Consider the following 15,585-nt stretch of genomic DNA (forward strand, 5'->3'; position numbering starts at 1 on the left):
CAGGCCCCTCGCCATCGATCCGTGAAAATAAGGTTCGACGGGAGGGGCCTGTGTCTTGTGCTTGGAACAATCAAATTAACTCCAGTTTGAATACCGTCTCCGCATGACCGACACGCATTCCTTCATCATTCTCGATATAGCCCGGGAAAGCCGCCGTAAGCTTACTTAATGTCGACCGGTTCGCATATCCGATCTGCTCCAGAATACCGCGTACAATCAGACCCCATTCTTCTTCGGAGCCGTCAAGTATCTTAAAGGCAAACCCGAGACGTTCATTCCGCAGCCCGAAGCAGTACACGCCCTTGAAGCCGCCTTTGGACACAATATTGTAGTCTTCCAGCAGTATGGAGTCCAGCCGTCCGTATCCGGCTACCATCTCCGGATGAGCATGCATGGCCGATGTGATGACCTTTACCGCTTCTCTCGTCGCCTTATCTTCGATCAGCTCGGGACAGGCCAGCTTCAAATAGGCGTGGGCCAATCCGGTTAGAGGGAGAGCGAACACCGGCAGGCCGCAGCCGTCCGTTCCCAGGCTGATATCCTTCGGCGCCAGGCCGGCCATATAGGCGACCGTCTGGAGAATCTCCTGCTGAACCGGATGGTCCGGCTGCGCGTATCCTTCCAGCGGCAGTGCCTTCGATTTACTGTAAGACAGCAGCCCCAGATGCTTGCCGGAGCAGTTATGGTACAGCTTTCGCCTGCCTGTGCCGCGGATTGCCTCCTCGCGGCTTCCTTCGTCAAGCGGATAGCTGGAAGCGCAGATCATGCAGCTTTCCGTTACACCCGTCTTGGCCGCAATGCTCTCCAAGGCCTGAAGATGGTAGCTCTCCCCGCGGTGCGAAGCGGTCATAAGGGCGATTTCGGCCGCACTCAGGCCGTATTTATCCATAATTCCGCCGCGAATGCCCGGAATCGCCTGCAGCGGCTTCGCCGAAGAACGGGTAAAGGAAACAAAGCCAGGGTCCCCCGCATATCCTTTTAACACGCCATTCTCCCCTACTATGGCAATATGCCCGCTGTGGGCGCATTCCATCAGATTGGCCCGATACTCCTTTACCAAAACCGTCTCCATGTTGCTCTCTCCCTTATCCTCTATGTGTTTTTCTATAATATAGAAACTGTTTAAATCATCTAGTTTTGAAAGAACTATATAATCTAGCAGTCAAGTGATGTATTTTGTAAAGGATCAAAAAAGACGATTTACTCTATACTTTCGCATCCGTTCTTCTCTTTCAGCAGCTATACTCCACCAGTCTTTCCCATACGTCCTTGCTGTTTCAGGGCATACGCCAAAGTTTATATACGAAGTAAGAAGTTTAGTTAAATTCATCGTAATACCGACTTCCAAACGATGGAGACGATTCGTTATGGGGAATCGGGTCTAGTCCCCAGACTCATGCGACGCGCCGCCTGACTTTGGATTCACTTTATTTTTCCTGAGGAGTGATTTGTGATGAGTAAAGAAGAACTGGAATATCCTGCGCAAAACGGAACAACCTTCGCGAAGGGTCTTCTTATTGGCGGTCTGATCGGAGCGGCGGCGGCCCTCCTCTTCGCACCCAAGCCGGGACGCGAAATGCGCAGCGACCTCTCCAATAAGCTGAGCATAGCAACCGACAAGACCAAAGAATTCTCCGGTACGGTTACCGATAAGACGAAATCTCTTGCTACGGCAGTCGGTGGAAAAGTGGCTGATTTGGCCGGCACCGTATCCAGCAAGGTCTCCGATTTGGCTAGTACTGTATCGTCCAAAGCCTCCGACATTAGGACAAGCGTCAGCGACAGCAAGCAGGAAATTGCCGCTACCTTGCAGGAAACCGGGAAGAAAATCTCGGATACGGTCGAAGCGGCTTCCACAGAAGTAAGCGATGATGTTAAGGATGCTTCCAAGGATATCTCCGAAGCAGCAAAGAACGCTTCGGACGAGGTCAAAGCTGGCTATTAAGCGGCTTGCCTGAAAGCACGGTTGATTTAAGCTTTATTCTTCCTCCAGCCGGCAGCCAGCAGCAATCAGCTGGCTGCCGGTATGCACGACGCCTGATTCCCAGAGCAGCCAGGGCCCGTTCAGCTATAAGAAAGCAGGAGGACTTTATGGGAAAGCTGACAGGAAAGACAAGGGACTACGAAGTGAACGATCACCCGTTCGAGCTCCGCCATGAAGTGAAGCGGCTCAATACCCGGCTGGACCAAATCGCCGAATCACTGGAGAAATCAGAGATTAAGGATATACTCGAGAATTATACCGATCCCAAGAAGCGGATCATGACCAATCTCATGGCCGGTATTTCCCGGGGGGTCGGCCTATCTCTCGGCACCTTCATTGTGCTGGGCATACTGGGTTATATCGTTAGTCTGTTTATTAACGTGCCGGTCATCGGCGAGTATCTTGCCGAAATTAAGAAGTACATTGACGCCAACAGTTGAAGGGCGTACCGAATAAAGGGCATGGTTCCGCTCCTGCGGTTCCATGCCCTATTGTATTTTATAAGAGAAGTTTGTCTATCAATAAGCCGAATTAGACATAATCTGTTTCAGCTTCTCGGTAGCCCGTTTCTGGATTCGCGATACGCTCATCTGCGATACACCGAGCTTCTGGGCGATCGCCCGCTGAGACTGCCCTTCCTGGAATGCCAGCAGCAGCACCTTCTGCTCCTGCTCCTTCAATTGTCCAAGCGCCTGCTGAAGGTCCATGCGCCGCTCTACGGTATCGTAGTCGTTCGCATCCGAGCTGATCAGTTCGCCCAGCGTAGCGCCGGTCTCTTCCTGAGACAGCGGGGAATCGAGCGATACGTAATGGTAACATTCCCTTCCAGCAAGAACTTCCACCGCTTCCTCCACAGACAGATCAAGGTAACTCGCGATTTCGCCTACATCGGGTGAACGTTCCAGCTTGACGGTCAGTTCGTCAATCGCCTGCTGGACCAATGCGCCTTTTTCTTTAATGCGTCTGGGAACCTGTATGTACCAGGATTTATCGCGGAGAAAATTCTTCATGTGCCCGATCATGCTCTTCATGGCATAGGGTTCAAAGGGAATGCCAAGGCTGATATCGTATTGCTGCAGAAGGCGGATCAGAGCCATCTGACCGACCTGATAGAGGTCTTCATAAAGATCGGGGCGGTTGCGGGCAATCTTGCCTGCGGCCATCTTGACCATCGGCTCGTATCTATGAATCAATACGGTGGCAATATCGTTATCTTTGGTCTGCTGATATTCCCAAATAAGAGAGACGGATTCGTCCAAGGACTCTGGGGGAGTCACTCTCTCATTCATACTCTCTCCTCGCTGAGATGAAGCTTTTTAGTCAAAGTTACGACTGTCCCCTTCCCGGACTCGCTTATGACGTTAACCTCATCCATAAGCGCCTGCATCAGATAGAAGCCGAGCCCCCCGACTTGAACATCGCTTAGTTCCTTGTCATGCAGGGTCATGCGCTCTCCGGATGCTTTTACATTGTCAAAGCTCTCCCCCTCGTCTTTGACGGTGATCGACAGGGCAAAAGGACTTACTTCAAAGATGACGTCGACTAATCCATCCTCCTGCTCGTAGGCGTAGAGAACTGAATTGTTACAAGCCTCGGAAACCGCTACTTTCATATCTTCTATATCTTCGTACGAAAAGCCCATTTTCGAGGCAATTCCGTATAAATTGAGTCTCACAATATCGACATATTCTGCACTGGCAGGCAACTGGATTATCACTTTTTGTATATCATCACTCATTCTTTGTTCGGTCCTTTCCTAGTGGGAGTTCTCTTGGGAGGTGAAAAATTTGGCGATACCGGTCATATCGAACAGCTTCTGTATATGCGGCGGAACTTCCTCCACGGTGAATTTGACATCCAAGCCGTGTCTTGCCTTGAGGATCGATAAAAGAATTCCGATGCCCGTGCTGTCAATATATTTCAATTCTTTCATATTAATGGCTAGATTTAGCGCTGTATCCCCCACAAGCGGCTCCATCACCAACCGAAAATCGTCAGCAACCGACAAATCGAGCTCGCCTCTCAAGTAGACTGTGCAAACGCCATCCTCGGTTTTTGTCGTTGCATGAAACTTTTCGCTCTTATGTGTATTCATAGACAATCTCTCCTGATTCATGTTTTCTTTACCAATAACCCTAAAGTCACGCTCATGAAACAAAAAACCGGACTTCATACTCTGGAAATTGCTAGGTTAAGCGGCTCTTCCTTGCAAAGTGAGGAACCGGTTCCCTTCTCCGGAAGGCTGCTTTCGGCCTGAAGCGCAGGGCCTCTTAGCCGGAATATGCTTTAATTAAATGTTAAACACATCATTTGATTTTGCGATAGATCTTTTCCACTCTGTCGAGTGGCTCGTAACTGTCGCTGTACCTGTTGAAATGAATGGACTCTTTGGTTCCGAGAACAAGCAATCCGAATCGGCTGAGGCTTTCGAAAAACAGGCTGTGGACATGCTCTCGAAGCTCATCGTTAAAGTAAATCATGACATTCCGGCAAAATATAACATGGAACTCGTTGAATGAAGTATCGGTCGCCAGGTTATGCTCGGCAAAGGTAATATTTTTGCGTAATTCCGGCTGCAAAATGACCGAATTAGACTTCGCTGTATAATATTCCGAAAAGGCGCGCTTACCCCCCGCCTCCATGTGGTTTTGGCTGTACTGCTGCATTTTACTGATTTCGTACACGCCTTCCTTGGCCTGCTGAAGCGATCTGTTGTTGATATCGGTGGCGTAAATACGCGCTTTGTCGTACAAGCCCTCCTCCTTTAGCAGAATCGCCATGGAGTACACCTCTTCGCCAGTAGAGCAGCCGGCATGCCAGATCCGGATAGACGGGCAGTTCCTCAGAAGCGGCACGGCCTTCTGGCGGAAAGTCCGGAACATGCTGGGGTCCCGAAACATCTCCGTGACCGGTATGGAAAGGCTGTAAATCAGACGTTCGAAGCAGGCCCGGTCATGAAGCACCTTCTCCTGCAGCGCGGAGATGCTGGACAGGTTCTCCCCATGAACACGATGCCAGATTCGTCTCCTTAGGGAAGGTAGCGAGTAGTTTCGGAAATCGTATCCGTATAGGCGATGAATACCGCAGAGCAGAAGCTCGATTTCGATATTTTCCAGCTCGTTCTTATCGGTTCCTGCAAGGGGCTGCTCATCGCTTCCTCGTCCTGTTGCAGTCATTGATTCCAAGCTCCCTTGCGGCGCCGTCTTCTTAGCAAACGGCTGATTATTTTGCCTGTAAGACTATTACCCTAAATCCGGAATTACGAATACAGGCATATCCGCATTAATAAGTTCTCAGTGAAATCCACACCAGACACTTGTCGTCATCACGCTCTCCCGGGGCCTTGTTATCGAAGAAAGCGGCCTTCATCGGCTCTTCGCGCCACTCATGCTCCCCCGCAAGCTCGCCGATCAGGAATTTCAGTTGTTCCTCCTGATCTCCCTCCACCATCTCCAGAAGCCCGTCGGTATACATCGCCAAATGGCCTTCCTGCTCATAAGTGAGCGTTTGAGGCGAAGCCTCGATTCGGTCGAACACTCCTACCGGATGACAGTTGCTCTCCAGCAGCACCGGTTCGGCGGCGTTCCCTTCAAAGAACAGGGCAGGGGGATGGCCTGCATTCACATAGTCAATGCGCTGCAATTTGGTATCAATGACAAGATAAATGGCTGTAAAATAGTATTGTACAAGCTGTTTTTCGATATAGAGCTGGTTGAAGCGCCGGTTCAGTTCCTGAATGACTTTCTCCGGCTCGACATAAGTCGTGACCGTGTCCTTGAGCACGGAAGCAATGAACATGCAGAACAGAGAGGATGAAATGCCGTGTCCCATCATATCCAGCAAAATGACCCCATAACGCCCGTCTCCCAGCGCGTACCAGGCATACAAATCCCCGGCTAGCTCAAATGAAGGCTGATAAATGGCATGTACCTCGAACAGTTCCTCTTTCAGCGGCAGGCTGAGCACTGCATTTTGCACGAGTGCCGCCAGCTTCAATTCGTACTGAATGCGCTGATCCCTTTCCTTATGCCAATCCTTCTCGGCCTTCAGCCGCAGAGCCAAGCGGATTCGCGCCATCAGCTCGACCTTGTTGATCGGCTTGGTTACATAATCGACCGCGCCGGCATCCAGCGCTTCCGCCAATTTCTTGGAGTCGCCGACGGCGGTTACCATGATAATCGGAATATCCTTCAAATTCGCGTACTGCTGCACGATCCGGCAAGCCTCGATACCGTCCATTTCGGGCATCATCATATCGAGAAGAATCAGATCGACATCGGGATGCTTTGGCCTAAGTTCGCTATTCTCGCCGCGGGCTCCGAGCAGCTCCAGCATTTCAATTGCGGAAGCCGCCGTAATCACATTGCGATAAGCCTCTTTTTTTAGGATTTCACGGATGATGATAATATTGGTAGGATTGTCGTCAACAATTAGTATTTTCATTACTTCACCTCACCGTCTCATAATTCGACCGAAAAATCCAAAATGCGCATATTATTATGATACGATATTTAGCTGGGTATTTTCCATCCGCAACATTTGCAGGCATCGCCTTTTCTTTCCTTGGATTGACAAAAAGGCATATTCCCATTAAAAGTAACCCCCAGCCATAGTGGAACTGGAGGTTGCGTTAATGACGATTTCTCATCAGGAGGCCTGGGCGCTACTTCCGGTATCTCTGCCAGAGACCGGCGGCGACATCGACTCCTTTGAGGACGGCGTCCAATCTCCCCTTCTTGCTGTTTACCGCATTAACCGCATTATAGGAATTTACCGTCCGCTCCTCAGCAGGGGTCGCCTTGACGTTGTTGACCGATACAAGCTCCGCTTTCTCTTTCAGCTCCCGGTTTTTGCGGAATCTCTCAATGACTGTTACCGATACCTGCTTCACGGTCATTGTCAGCTCGCTGAGCACCTCGCCCAGATTCTGGACCGAGTCCATAATAGGATCGATTTTCTCTATTTTACCCTGCACATCCGCCGTAATCTTGTTGGCGTGTCTTACCGTAGCTTTCACTTCATAAGTGAGCTCATCGACTGTCTTCTGTACCTCCTGAAGCGTCTGGCTCACTTTGTCGAGAGAAGCCTTGGCGGAATTCAGAGTCTTAATCAAAAAGAACACGAGAACTGCGAATGCGACAGCTATAAGCGCCACGCTGAGGCTAATGATCATGGGTATAAACTCCTTCCGATTCGTAATATTATCGGCCTCAAGTCTGCCTTAATATTGCATAGTTACCCCTGGGGTCTACAGCCGAAACAACCGTTCGGTCAGGCGTCTGGCGCAAGGGCGGTCAATATAATTGTATGATCGTATGCTGAAAAAAAGGGCATAGGGCTGCCCGGCAAACTAAAATAAGCTGAAGCAAGTCCGGGCGCCCTCCCTCGTAAAGGGCGGATTCCCGGGCTTATTTCAGCTTTATTAGCGAACGGAGCAGATTGCTCCAATCTACAGCAAAGGAGACGCGCATTCCGCTCTCCAGCAGTTCAATCTTGCGGACCTCCACCATAAACGGCATATGCTCCCGCAAGCGGACCGAAATCGGCGGAAAGGACAGCACGCCTTTCGGCACCTTCCGATTCCGGATCGATGTATAGTCGTGATGCAGCTTAATCATTCCGCCCGAATCCGGCGAAACCTCCATGATCATGCCGACTTCCGCACCGAACGGCACCGGACCCGCCAGCCCGTTAATATCCGCAGTCAGCCGGTCTCCGCTCTGCCGGAACCGGGCTCCGGTAATCCAGACAAAGGATGAAGGATGCTCAGACAGATAGTCGTTCAATCCTTTTTTAAAGAGGTTGTTCAGCTCGTCTTCGGTCAACGTCAGCACGGGGCTTCTGTCTCTGACCATTTGGAGCAGCTTCGGATCAAAATCTACCCGGTCATAAGACAGATCCAGCTTATTCACCGGCGCGGCGTACCAGGCGGCGGCCGCTCCGGCAAGGAGCAGGAGCAGCACAATTCCGGCAAACGTCCGGAAAAGGATTTTGCCCGGCGTACTCTTTTTATTGTGATGAGGCATATCTTCTCTTCCCTTCGTTGTCCTGCAACGATTCTAATAACTATCTCTAAGTATACCGGGCTGCCTGCCCCCAGCGCAAAAAGGGCATCCCCATTAGCACCTGCCGCTGGAAACACCCTTTTTTCATGTACTGCACCCGTCACAAACTGTACTACTGTCGCTTCCGCACTAGGCAAGCTGTATAATCAGTGGATAACCGAGCCTCCGAAGAGGAATCGGTTGGTCCAAGAAGCGCTTAATTTATCTACTCTGACACCCCCGGAAGATACGGAATACGTATGCAAAATCTGTCCGTCTCCCAAATATAGAGCGACATGCGTAATCCTTTCCGCAGACTTGTCAATCCCGGCATAAGCGGCGGCTGAGCTTCCTTTGTAGCTCATAAAGAACATCAGATCGCCCCGTTTGAGACCCGATATATCCGTTACGGCTGAACGGCTCTCCCTGACCCATTTCCCCTGCTGTCTGGAATCAGCCGGCAGCTTAATATTCGCCGCTTCAAGATAAATCTGCCGGACAAAATCCGAGCAATCGAAGGTGGATATGTCGCTGCGGCTTGACCCGAATTCATAAGGTGTGCCGAGATAGGACATCCCTCTAGCAATGACCTGCTCGATACTCGCTGTAGCTGTGCTTGCCGCAGGAGCAGCCGGTACAGGCTGTGGAGCCGCTTCGGCCGCTGTCAGAGCGATATACTTGTCCTGAGAGCTGCAATAGCCGATTTCTCCGTTCGCCGTGCGGACCTTGTAGAAATAGGCATTCGTCTTTTCCAGAATCAGCACCTTCTCCCCTTCTTTTACATAGGAGAGCACCTTGCTGCCTGCGGAAGGCGCGCTGCGGAGCCGGACTGTTGACTGAATGACGGCCGATTGCGAGGCGGCACTGGACAGTACAGCGGCCGAATTCTTAGCCGCATGGACAGAATTAGCCCCGAACCCGCCCGAAGAAGCGCAAACTGCGGTTGACAATAATAACGCGGCAAGTAGCTGCTTGGTTAATTGGTTCATACCGTCCCCCGAATGGATATGATTAGAACTCAACAATGGTGGCGCCGCCGTTATTGTTTTCTGCAATAATTATAGGCTTCCCCCGGATATGGGAACATGCACCAAATTTCACAAATCGGAATACCAATTCATGGTAAAGGACGGGTCTATAGTCTTGATTTCTACTTGGATTTGGCGGGAATTGTTAATATTTAGGTTTCACCGCCTCAAAGTATCCCTTGTCGGCGTTTTCAAAAACCATTAAAATATTCTCATTACAAGCTTCAAGGAGGATTAACGCAAATGACCGAGAGCAGTGACAAGCCCAAAATCAACCTCGCCGATGCCATCCGGCAAAAGCTGGAGCAGAAGAAGCAGCAGAACAACTCCAAACCGGGCGCTTTTCAAGCGGGTGCAGCCAAAACGTTTAAAACCCAGAACAACAAGAAACCGAATAACCAGCGCCGCCGCACCGGCGGGTCCTGACCCGTGCAGCTCACTGCAAGTTTACGCAGGCGCAGCCTGCTAAGGGGTTAGAAAACCGAACGAGGTCGTCCTAAACGCAGCTTGCTTAAGCTCCCGCTGCTTTCAGAACTGCCTCGTTTTTATTTTGATTCCAAAGTAAAGGAGCCCAAAAAGCCATGATCATCGATCTGACCCACCCCATCCGGGACGGGCTGCCGGTCTATCCGGGAGATCAGCCAACGCAGCTTGCAAGATCCGCCGAATTCGCCCGGGATGGCTATAACAATCATCGCCTGACCATTAACATGCATTCAGGAACGCATATCGACGGGCATATGCACATGACGGACTGCACGGAGTATTTGAACGGGTATCCGCTGAGCACGTTTATCGGGGAGGGCTGCTTGCTGGATGTCCGGGGAGCCGGAGCAATTGGATATAAACCCGAATACGAACAGCTCATTCACGAAGGGCAGATCGTAATCCTGTACACCGGACATAGCGATTTGTTCGGAGAACCCGCCTATTTTGCCGATTTTCCGGTTCTGACACCGGAGCTTGCGGATCTTCTGATTCGAAAAAAAATTAAAATGGTCGGCATGGACACTCCATCGCCGGACAGACATCCTTTCGATATACACCGGATGCTGTTCAGCCGCCGCATTCCAATCATCGAGAATCTGACGGATCTTGCGGCGCTGCTTCCCTTATCCCGGTTTGAAGTGACCGCCCTTCCGCTGAATATCAACGCCGATTCCTCCATAGCCCGGGTGATTGCCCGCACTTTCCAGTAACTTAAAGAGCCGGCCGGATACCCATCCGGTCGGCTCTAATAAGCATATGCCCGCCCCGTGCGCGGCAGAGACTTTCCCCGTCCCGCGCCTGCTTACGGCTTTATTTTACACTTCCACCGGATACATCCGCTGGCGCAGTTCCTTGACTTCGTCGCTTTCGAGGTACTCATCATAGCTCATCACGCGATCGATAATGCCATTTGGCGTAATCTCGATGATCCGGTTCGCAATCGTCTGAATGAACTGATGGTCATGCGATGTGAACAGAATCGTGCCGTCGAAGTCGATCAGCCCGTTGTTCAGCGCCGTGATGGACTCGAGGTCCAAGTGGTTCGTCGGCTCGTCGAAGACGAGGACGTTCGCGCCGTTCAGCATCATCTTCGCCAGCATGCAGCGCACCTTCTCGCCCCCGGACAATACGCTCGCCTTCTTCAGCGCTTCCTCGCCGGAGAACAGCATGCGTCCCAGGAAGCCGCGCAGGAACGTCTCGTCCTGGTCCTTCGAGTATTGGCGTAGCCATTCCACCAGATTCAGCTCCACGCCATCGAAATAATTGGAGTTATCTTTCGGGAAGTAAGCTTGGGATGTCGTAACGCCCCAGGTGTATTCGCCCGATTCCACTTCCGTTTCGCCCATGATGACATCGAACAGCGTTGATTTGGGCAGCCCGTTCGGACCGACAAAAGCAATCTTGTCGCCTTTATTCACGACAAAGCCGACTTCGTCCAGCACCTTCTCGCCTTCAATGCTCTTGGTCAGATTGCTGATCGTCAGCAATTGCTTCCCGGCTTCGCGCTCCGGCTTGAAGTTCAGGAACGGATATTTCCGGTTGGACGGGCGAATGTCGTCGAGCGTGATCTTGTCGAGCTGCTTCTTCCGCGACGTCGCCTGCTTCGACTTGGAGGCGTTAGCCGAGAAGCGCTGAATGAACGCCTGCAGCTCCTTGATCTTCTCTTCCTTCTTCTTGTTCGATTCCCGCTGAAGCTGGAGAGCGAGTTGACTGGACTCGTACCAGAAGTCATAGTTGCCGACATACATCTGGATTTTGCCGAAGTCGATGTCCGCGATGTGCGTACATACTTTGTTCAGGAAGTGACGGTCATGGGATACGACGATAACGGTGCCTTCATAGTCCATGAGGAAGTTCTCCAGCCACTGAATGGATTCGAGGTCCAAGTGGTTGGTAGGTTCGTCAAGGAGCAGGTTGTTCGGACGGCCGAACAGCGCCTGGGCAAGCAGTACCCGGACCTTCTCGTTGCCGCTTAGCTCCGCCATCTTTTTGTCGTGCAGATCACGCGGAATGCCGAGGCCGATCAGGAGCGCGGCGGCGTCCGGTTCAGCGTCCCAGCCGTTCAGTTCGGCGAATTCGCCTTCCAGCTCGCCGGCCCGCAGACCGTCGGCTTCGGAGAAGTCGGACTTGGCGTACAGCGCGTCCTTCTCCTTCATAATGTCATACAGGCGCGCGTGGCCCATAATGACCGTTTCCAGCACCGGGTTTTCGTCATATTCGAAGTGGTTCTGCTTCAATATGGCCATGCGTTCGCCGGGCGTGATATGAACTTCGCCGGAGTTGGCTTCGATCTCACCGGACAGAATTTTCAGAAACGTCGATTTGCCGGCGCCGTTGGCCCCGATCAGGCCGTAGCAGTTGCCGGGAGTAAACTTTATATTTACATCTTCAAAAAGTGCGCGCTTTCCGTAACGGAGTGTCACGCCGCTTGTACTGATCATTTTTGCATACCATCCTTTACACATAGGTTTCCGGCATATTATAGCACAAAAATGGACCGAAAAGCCCGTAAACTCCTTGATTTGCCGCGAAAAGGGCAAAAATGGGCAGACAACGGCAATGAGATTCCGGCGCTTGACGCCGCCAGCGGGCCGGAACGTGCCGACTGTTTGTGTATTTTCAATCAAATTTGATGTAAAATGCGAGTAAACGCCCCTTGCTGACCTATACCCTTGCTGACCTATATAAGTAAATGCGGCGGCTGCCGTCCTAAGGAGGTTTACCCGAATGAAGATTACATTTATAGAACCGACCCCGAGTCCGCATACGATGAAGCTTCATCTGGATGAAAGTCTGGAGCCGGGAATACGCCGAACCTATACCCTGGAAAGTCAGCACGCTGCGCCAGCCTGGGCGCGGGAGATGCTGACCATTCCGGGAGTGGAAAATATCTTTCATACCGCCGACTTCGCGGCGCTAGAGCGGAGGCCCTCCGCAGACTGGGCGGAGATATTCCGCGAGCTGAAGTCCCGCTTCGGCGGCGAAGCGGCCGGAGCGCAGGACTGGGCGCTAACAGACGAGAACGACGGTGCGCATTTCGGTGAGGCGCAGGTGTTCGTCCAAATGTTCCGCGCCATCCCGATGCAGATTCGGGTGAAGAGCGGAGCGCGCGAGGAACGCATCGCGCTGTCGCCGCGATTCACCGAGGCGGTGACGAATGTAGCGAGCGCGGTCCTGATCAAAGAGCGCAAGCTGACGGATTACGGCGTACGCTACGGCGAGCTACCCGAGATCGCGCGCGAAGTTGAGCAGGAGTTGGAGGCCGCGTATCCGCAGGAGCGCCTTGATTCGCTGGTGCAGCAGGCTATCGCGCACGGAACGGCCGGCGGCGAATTCATCGAGCATCGCAGCAAGCGCGGTCAGGACGAGCTGCTGCGAGACCTGACGAGCGAAAACTGGCGGGTACGCTACGCGGCGCTTGAAGATTTGACGCCTACGCCCGAGCTGCTCCCGCAAATATCAGCGGCGCTGCGAGACCCGAAGCTGCTGATCCGGCGGTTAGCCGTCGTCTATCTGGGCGATCTCCGCACCCCCGAAGCGAAGGAACTGCTGTACGAGGCAATGAGAGACAACGCTCCCGCCGTGCGGCGCACCGCCGGGGATACCCTGTCCGATATCGGCGATCCCGCCGCCACGCCGGTCATGACCCGGGCGCTGAAGGACAGCAGCAAAATCGTCCGCTGGCGCGCCGCCCGGTTTCTGTACGAGGTCGGCACAGCTGAAGCGCGGAACGCGCTGGAAGCCGCGGTGAACGATCCCGAGTTCGAAGTCGGGCTTCAGGCGCGCATGGCGCTGGAGCGCATTGAGTCCGGCGAGGAAGCGGCCGGAACGGTCTGGCAGCAGATGGCGGGACGCGGACGCAGCTGAGGCTGCGGCATAAATAACGGCATCCTACGTTAGGTGCCCGGCCCCCCGCCGCTCCGCAAGAGCAGGATCGCGCCGAGGGCCGAATTCGGCCTCACTCCGTATCCGGAGTGGCACATGCACTTTCGGTCCATTTCTATGAATAAAGATCGCCCTCCCCGTCCTTTCGAACGGATGGAAGAGCGATCTTTTTCACGTCATCGTTATTACTGCCAGTAGAGTTCCACTTTCAAATCCCCTGTATTCTCAAACGAAGATGTCTTATAGCTCAAGCCCTTAAAGCCTTTCTCGTACAGCTGCTGCAGGTCGCGCACCAGCCTGCTCTCGCTTCCGTTATAGCGGAACAGCAGCGAAGCTTCTCCCTTCTTCCGCGCCTGCTGCGCTAGTGTGGTCAGCTCGGCCGCGTTATCGACGATTCCGCTCTCCTCGTATAGGTCGTACCGGAGCGCCTGCTGCAGCTTCTGATAGGCCGTCTGCTTCTCTCCTTTGACGCTTGCCAGTTCGCTGAGCGTACGGGAGTACTCCACAGCCGCTGCCGGATAGGAACGGGTCCAAGTGTGATCCCGGCGCATCTGGCTGTCTGTGCGCAGATAATAGGTCGTGCTGACGGCCCCCGCTTTATCCGGAGAGGGATCGTCCCAAGTCGTATCCAGATGGTACCAGCGTCCGTTCAGCTGAACCAGATTCCACGCGTGCGATTGGCCCGAGCCGTCCTGCCACGCGGTGCCTTCCACGATTTTATTCGGAATTCCCGCGCCCTTCAGCAGCTTGTAGGTCAGCAGGGAATAGCCCTGGCAGACGGCGCTGCCGCTTTTCAGCCCTTCGTAAGCCGTATATTTGGTGTAGGTCGTGTCATATTTCAGGTTCAGCACCACCCAATCGTGGACCGCCTTTACCTTTTCATCGCCTGTCATCCCCGGGGTTATAATTTCGTTCAAAATCGTCTTGACCCGCCCGTTGACATAAGCGGTCTGCTGAAGCGACTCACGGTAGGAAAGCTTGACGCTTACCGCCGCCGAGCGGGAACCGCCCCGGTAGGAAAAGCTGTAGCTGCTCACAATATAGTTCAAGTAAGGATCGTTCGACATCGCCTGGTCCAGCGCGGTCTGCAGCTGCGACTTCAAGCGTGAGGTATTTCCTTCATATGTAAAAGCAACACTCTCTCTGCGGTTATTCATCGCTGCCGTCAACTGCTGGGTCATGTCGCTGACGGAACGTATGGAGGTTCCCTTCACCCCGGCGTAGGCATAATCCATCCCCCAATGCACAGCCGGCGGCACAGCGGCGGCAACCAGCATTCCCAATACTATCGCCTTCGTTAACTTCCCCATCCTTGCTTTAGCCCCCTTGGCGCGAGTTTGCCTGCTCAACGGTTGAATCCTGGTTTACACTTCCATATATTAGATGCGTCCAACAACATTTCCAATACTGCTTAAGTGCTAAAATTCACAAAAAAATATGCCTTTGTTTCTCTATTATCGGATAGGATTGATATTTCCATAAGTGCTCAAATGTATTGAACATGCTGAAGCGGCGCTTCGCATCTCGCGGTCCTAAAGTGAAAATGCTATATTTAGCATATAATTGAATTCAGCAAAAGAGCAAGCCCAATCCTATTTACATACAAAATGGAGTGAGCCTTCATGACCTATGTGGATACTTCCGATGTTTCAGTCCGGATGTTTATCACCGTACTGCTCGTTCTGCTCATCATCGCACCAATGATCAGCCTCGGCGTGCTGCGTCTGTTCCAGTCCAGACAAAAGGCGGGGCTCCTGCTAATCGGCGGCGGCATCGCCGTGTACGCGGTATTTCGGATCGCAATGTCCCTTATCCCGGCCTAGCTGAACCTCATCTCCCGTTTAATCTCACGCTAAAAAGGGCGCCCCCGCTGCCGGAGACGCCCATCCCTTTGACCAATAGCCGTAATTATTGTGCAGCCGCCAATACTTTGTCGAACTGCGTTTTGTTCATGCCCACGATTTTATGTTCGCCGATCACGGTAACCGGAACAGCGCGCATGCCCATATCCCATACCTGCTGCGCGAACTCTTCGTTCTGCTCGATATTGCGCTCCTCGAAAGAAATTCCCTTCTCATTCAAAAAGCTTTTGACCTGACGGCAGTGCGGACAGTTAGTCGATGTATATACCACAACATTTTCCATAGTTGATTCC

18 protein-coding genes are annotated in these 15,585 nt (G+C 52.6%); 6 read left to right on the forward strand and 12 right to left on the reverse strand.

Features of this window, described 5'->3' with window-relative positions; genetic code table 11:
• Positions 1-70: 70 nt before the first annotated feature.
• Positions 71-1,072 carry an asparaginase gene (locus tag VK70_RS18935; RefSeq protein WP_025698805.1) on the reverse strand — a complete coding sequence of 334 codons (1,002 nt, stop codon included), beginning with the start codon at positions 1,070-1,072 and terminating at the stop codon, positions 71-73.
• Between the two features lie 381 nt (positions 1,073-1,453).
• On the opposite strand from VK70_RS18935, the gene VK70_RS18940 reads away from it, so the two are divergent.
• Positions 1,454-1,945 carry a YtxH domain-containing protein gene (locus VK70_RS18940; protein WP_025698806.1) on the forward strand — a complete coding sequence of 164 codons (492 nt, stop codon included), beginning with the start codon at positions 1,454-1,456 and terminating at the stop codon, positions 1,943-1,945.
• Positions 1,946-2,091: 146 nt separating this feature from the next.
• Complete coding sequence (locus VK70_RS18945; RefSeq protein WP_025698807.1) at positions 2,092-2,424, forward strand: DUF5665 domain-containing protein; 333 nt, start codon at positions 2,092-2,094, stop codon at positions 2,422-2,424.
• A 78-nt stretch (positions 2,425-2,502) separates the two neighbouring features.
• Here VK70_RS18945 and VK70_RS18950 read toward each other — a convergent pair whose 3' ends face one another.
• From VK70_RS18950 to VK70_RS18985, 8 genes are all read right to left on the reverse strand, one after another.
• Positions 2,503-3,273, reverse strand: coding sequence for a sigma-70 family RNA polymerase sigma factor (locus VK70_RS18950; protein WP_025690014.1), 771 nt, complete (start codon positions 3,271-3,273; stop codon positions 2,503-2,505).
• Positions 3,270-3,722 carry an anti-sigma B factor RsbW gene (gene rsbW / locus VK70_RS18955; RefSeq protein WP_025698808.1) on the reverse strand — a complete coding sequence of 151 codons (453 nt, stop codon included), beginning with the start codon at positions 3,720-3,722 and terminating at the stop codon, positions 3,270-3,272. Before rsbW ends, VK70_RS18950 begins: the two co-directional genes overlap by 4 nt.
• 18 nt (positions 3,723-3,740) lie before the next feature.
• Positions 3,741-4,079 carry an STAS domain-containing protein gene (locus VK70_RS18960; RefSeq protein WP_025698810.1) on the reverse strand — a complete coding sequence of 113 codons (339 nt, stop codon included), beginning with the start codon at positions 4,077-4,079 and terminating at the stop codon, positions 3,741-3,743.
• Positions 4,080-4,290: 211 nt separating this feature from the next.
• Positions 4,291-5,160, reverse strand: a complete 870-nt coding sequence (locus VK70_RS18965) for a CheR family methyltransferase (protein ID WP_025698812.1) — start codon at positions 5,158-5,160, stop codon at positions 4,291-4,293.
• Positions 5,161-5,266: 106 nt separating this feature from the next.
• Positions 5,267-6,427 carry a PP2C family protein-serine/threonine phosphatase gene (locus tag VK70_RS18970; RefSeq protein WP_025698814.1) on the reverse strand — a complete coding sequence of 387 codons (1,161 nt, stop codon included), beginning with the start codon at positions 6,425-6,427 and terminating at the stop codon, positions 5,267-5,269.
• A 220-nt stretch (positions 6,428-6,647) separates the two neighbouring features.
• Positions 6,648-7,157, reverse strand: coding sequence for a DUF948 domain-containing protein (locus VK70_RS18975; protein WP_025698817.1), 510 nt, complete (start codon positions 7,155-7,157; stop codon positions 6,648-6,650).
• 235 nt (positions 7,158-7,392) lie between these two features.
• Positions 7,393-8,010 carry a hypothetical protein gene (locus VK70_RS26685; RefSeq protein ID WP_025698819.1) on the reverse strand — a complete coding sequence of 206 codons (618 nt, stop codon included), beginning with the start codon at positions 8,008-8,010 and terminating at the stop codon, positions 7,393-7,395.
• A 185-nt stretch (positions 8,011-8,195) separates the two neighbouring features.
• Positions 8,196-9,017 carry a C40 family peptidase gene (locus VK70_RS18985; RefSeq protein WP_025698820.1) on the reverse strand — a complete coding sequence of 274 codons (822 nt, stop codon included), beginning with the start codon at positions 9,015-9,017 and terminating at the stop codon, positions 8,196-8,198.
• Positions 9,018-9,299: 282 nt separating this feature from the next.
• Here VK70_RS18985 and VK70_RS18990 point away from each other — a divergent pair, with 282 nt between their 5' ends.
• Positions 9,300-9,482 carry a hypothetical protein gene (locus VK70_RS18990; protein ID WP_046723626.1) on the forward strand — a complete coding sequence of 61 codons (183 nt, stop codon included), beginning with the start codon at positions 9,300-9,302 and terminating at the stop codon, positions 9,480-9,482.
• Positions 9,483-9,637: 155 nt separating this feature from the next.
• Positions 9,638-10,255: a cyclase family protein gene (locus tag VK70_RS18995; RefSeq protein ID WP_025694444.1), complete on the forward strand. Its 618-nt coding sequence runs from the start codon at positions 9,638-9,640 to the stop codon at positions 10,253-10,255.
• 105 nt (positions 10,256-10,360) lie between these two features.
• Here VK70_RS18995 and VK70_RS19000 read toward each other — a convergent pair whose 3' ends face one another.
• On the reverse strand, positions 10,361-11,986 hold the full coding sequence (locus tag VK70_RS19000; RefSeq protein ID WP_025694445.1) for an ABC-F family ATP-binding cassette domain-containing protein: 1,626 nt from the start codon (positions 11,984-11,986) through the stop codon (positions 10,361-10,363).
• Positions 11,987-12,272: 286 nt separating this feature from the next.
• Here VK70_RS19000 and VK70_RS19005 point away from each other — a divergent pair, with 286 nt between their 5' ends.
• Positions 12,273-13,412: a virulence factor gene (locus VK70_RS19005; RefSeq protein WP_025694446.1), complete on the forward strand. Its 1,140-nt coding sequence runs from the start codon at positions 12,273-12,275 to the stop codon at positions 13,410-13,412.
• 203 nt (positions 13,413-13,615) lie between these two features.
• Here VK70_RS19005 and VK70_RS19010 read toward each other — a convergent pair whose 3' ends face one another.
• Positions 13,616-14,740, reverse strand: a complete 1,125-nt coding sequence (locus VK70_RS19010; protein ID WP_025694447.1) for a transglutaminase domain-containing protein — start codon at positions 14,738-14,740, stop codon at positions 13,616-13,618.
• 312 nt (positions 14,741-15,052) lie between these two features.
• Here VK70_RS19010 and VK70_RS19015 point away from each other — a divergent pair, with 312 nt between their 5' ends.
• Positions 15,053-15,253: a hypothetical protein gene (locus VK70_RS19015; protein WP_025694448.1), complete on the forward strand. Its 201-nt coding sequence runs from the start codon at positions 15,053-15,055 to the stop codon at positions 15,251-15,253.
• A gap of 85 nt (positions 15,254-15,338) precedes the next feature.
• Here VK70_RS19015 and VK70_RS19020 read toward each other — a convergent pair whose 3' ends face one another.
• Positions 15,339-15,575, reverse strand: coding sequence for a glutaredoxin family protein (locus VK70_RS19020; protein ID WP_025690422.1), 237 nt, complete (start codon positions 15,573-15,575; stop codon positions 15,339-15,341).
• Positions 15,576-15,585: the final 10 nt, after the last annotated feature.

The sequence above is a fragment of the Paenibacillus durus ATCC 35681 genome, from assembly GCF_000993825.1.
Taxonomy (GTDB): domain Bacteria; phylum Bacillota; class Bacilli; order Paenibacillales; family Paenibacillaceae; genus Paenibacillus_AQ; species Paenibacillus_AQ durus_B.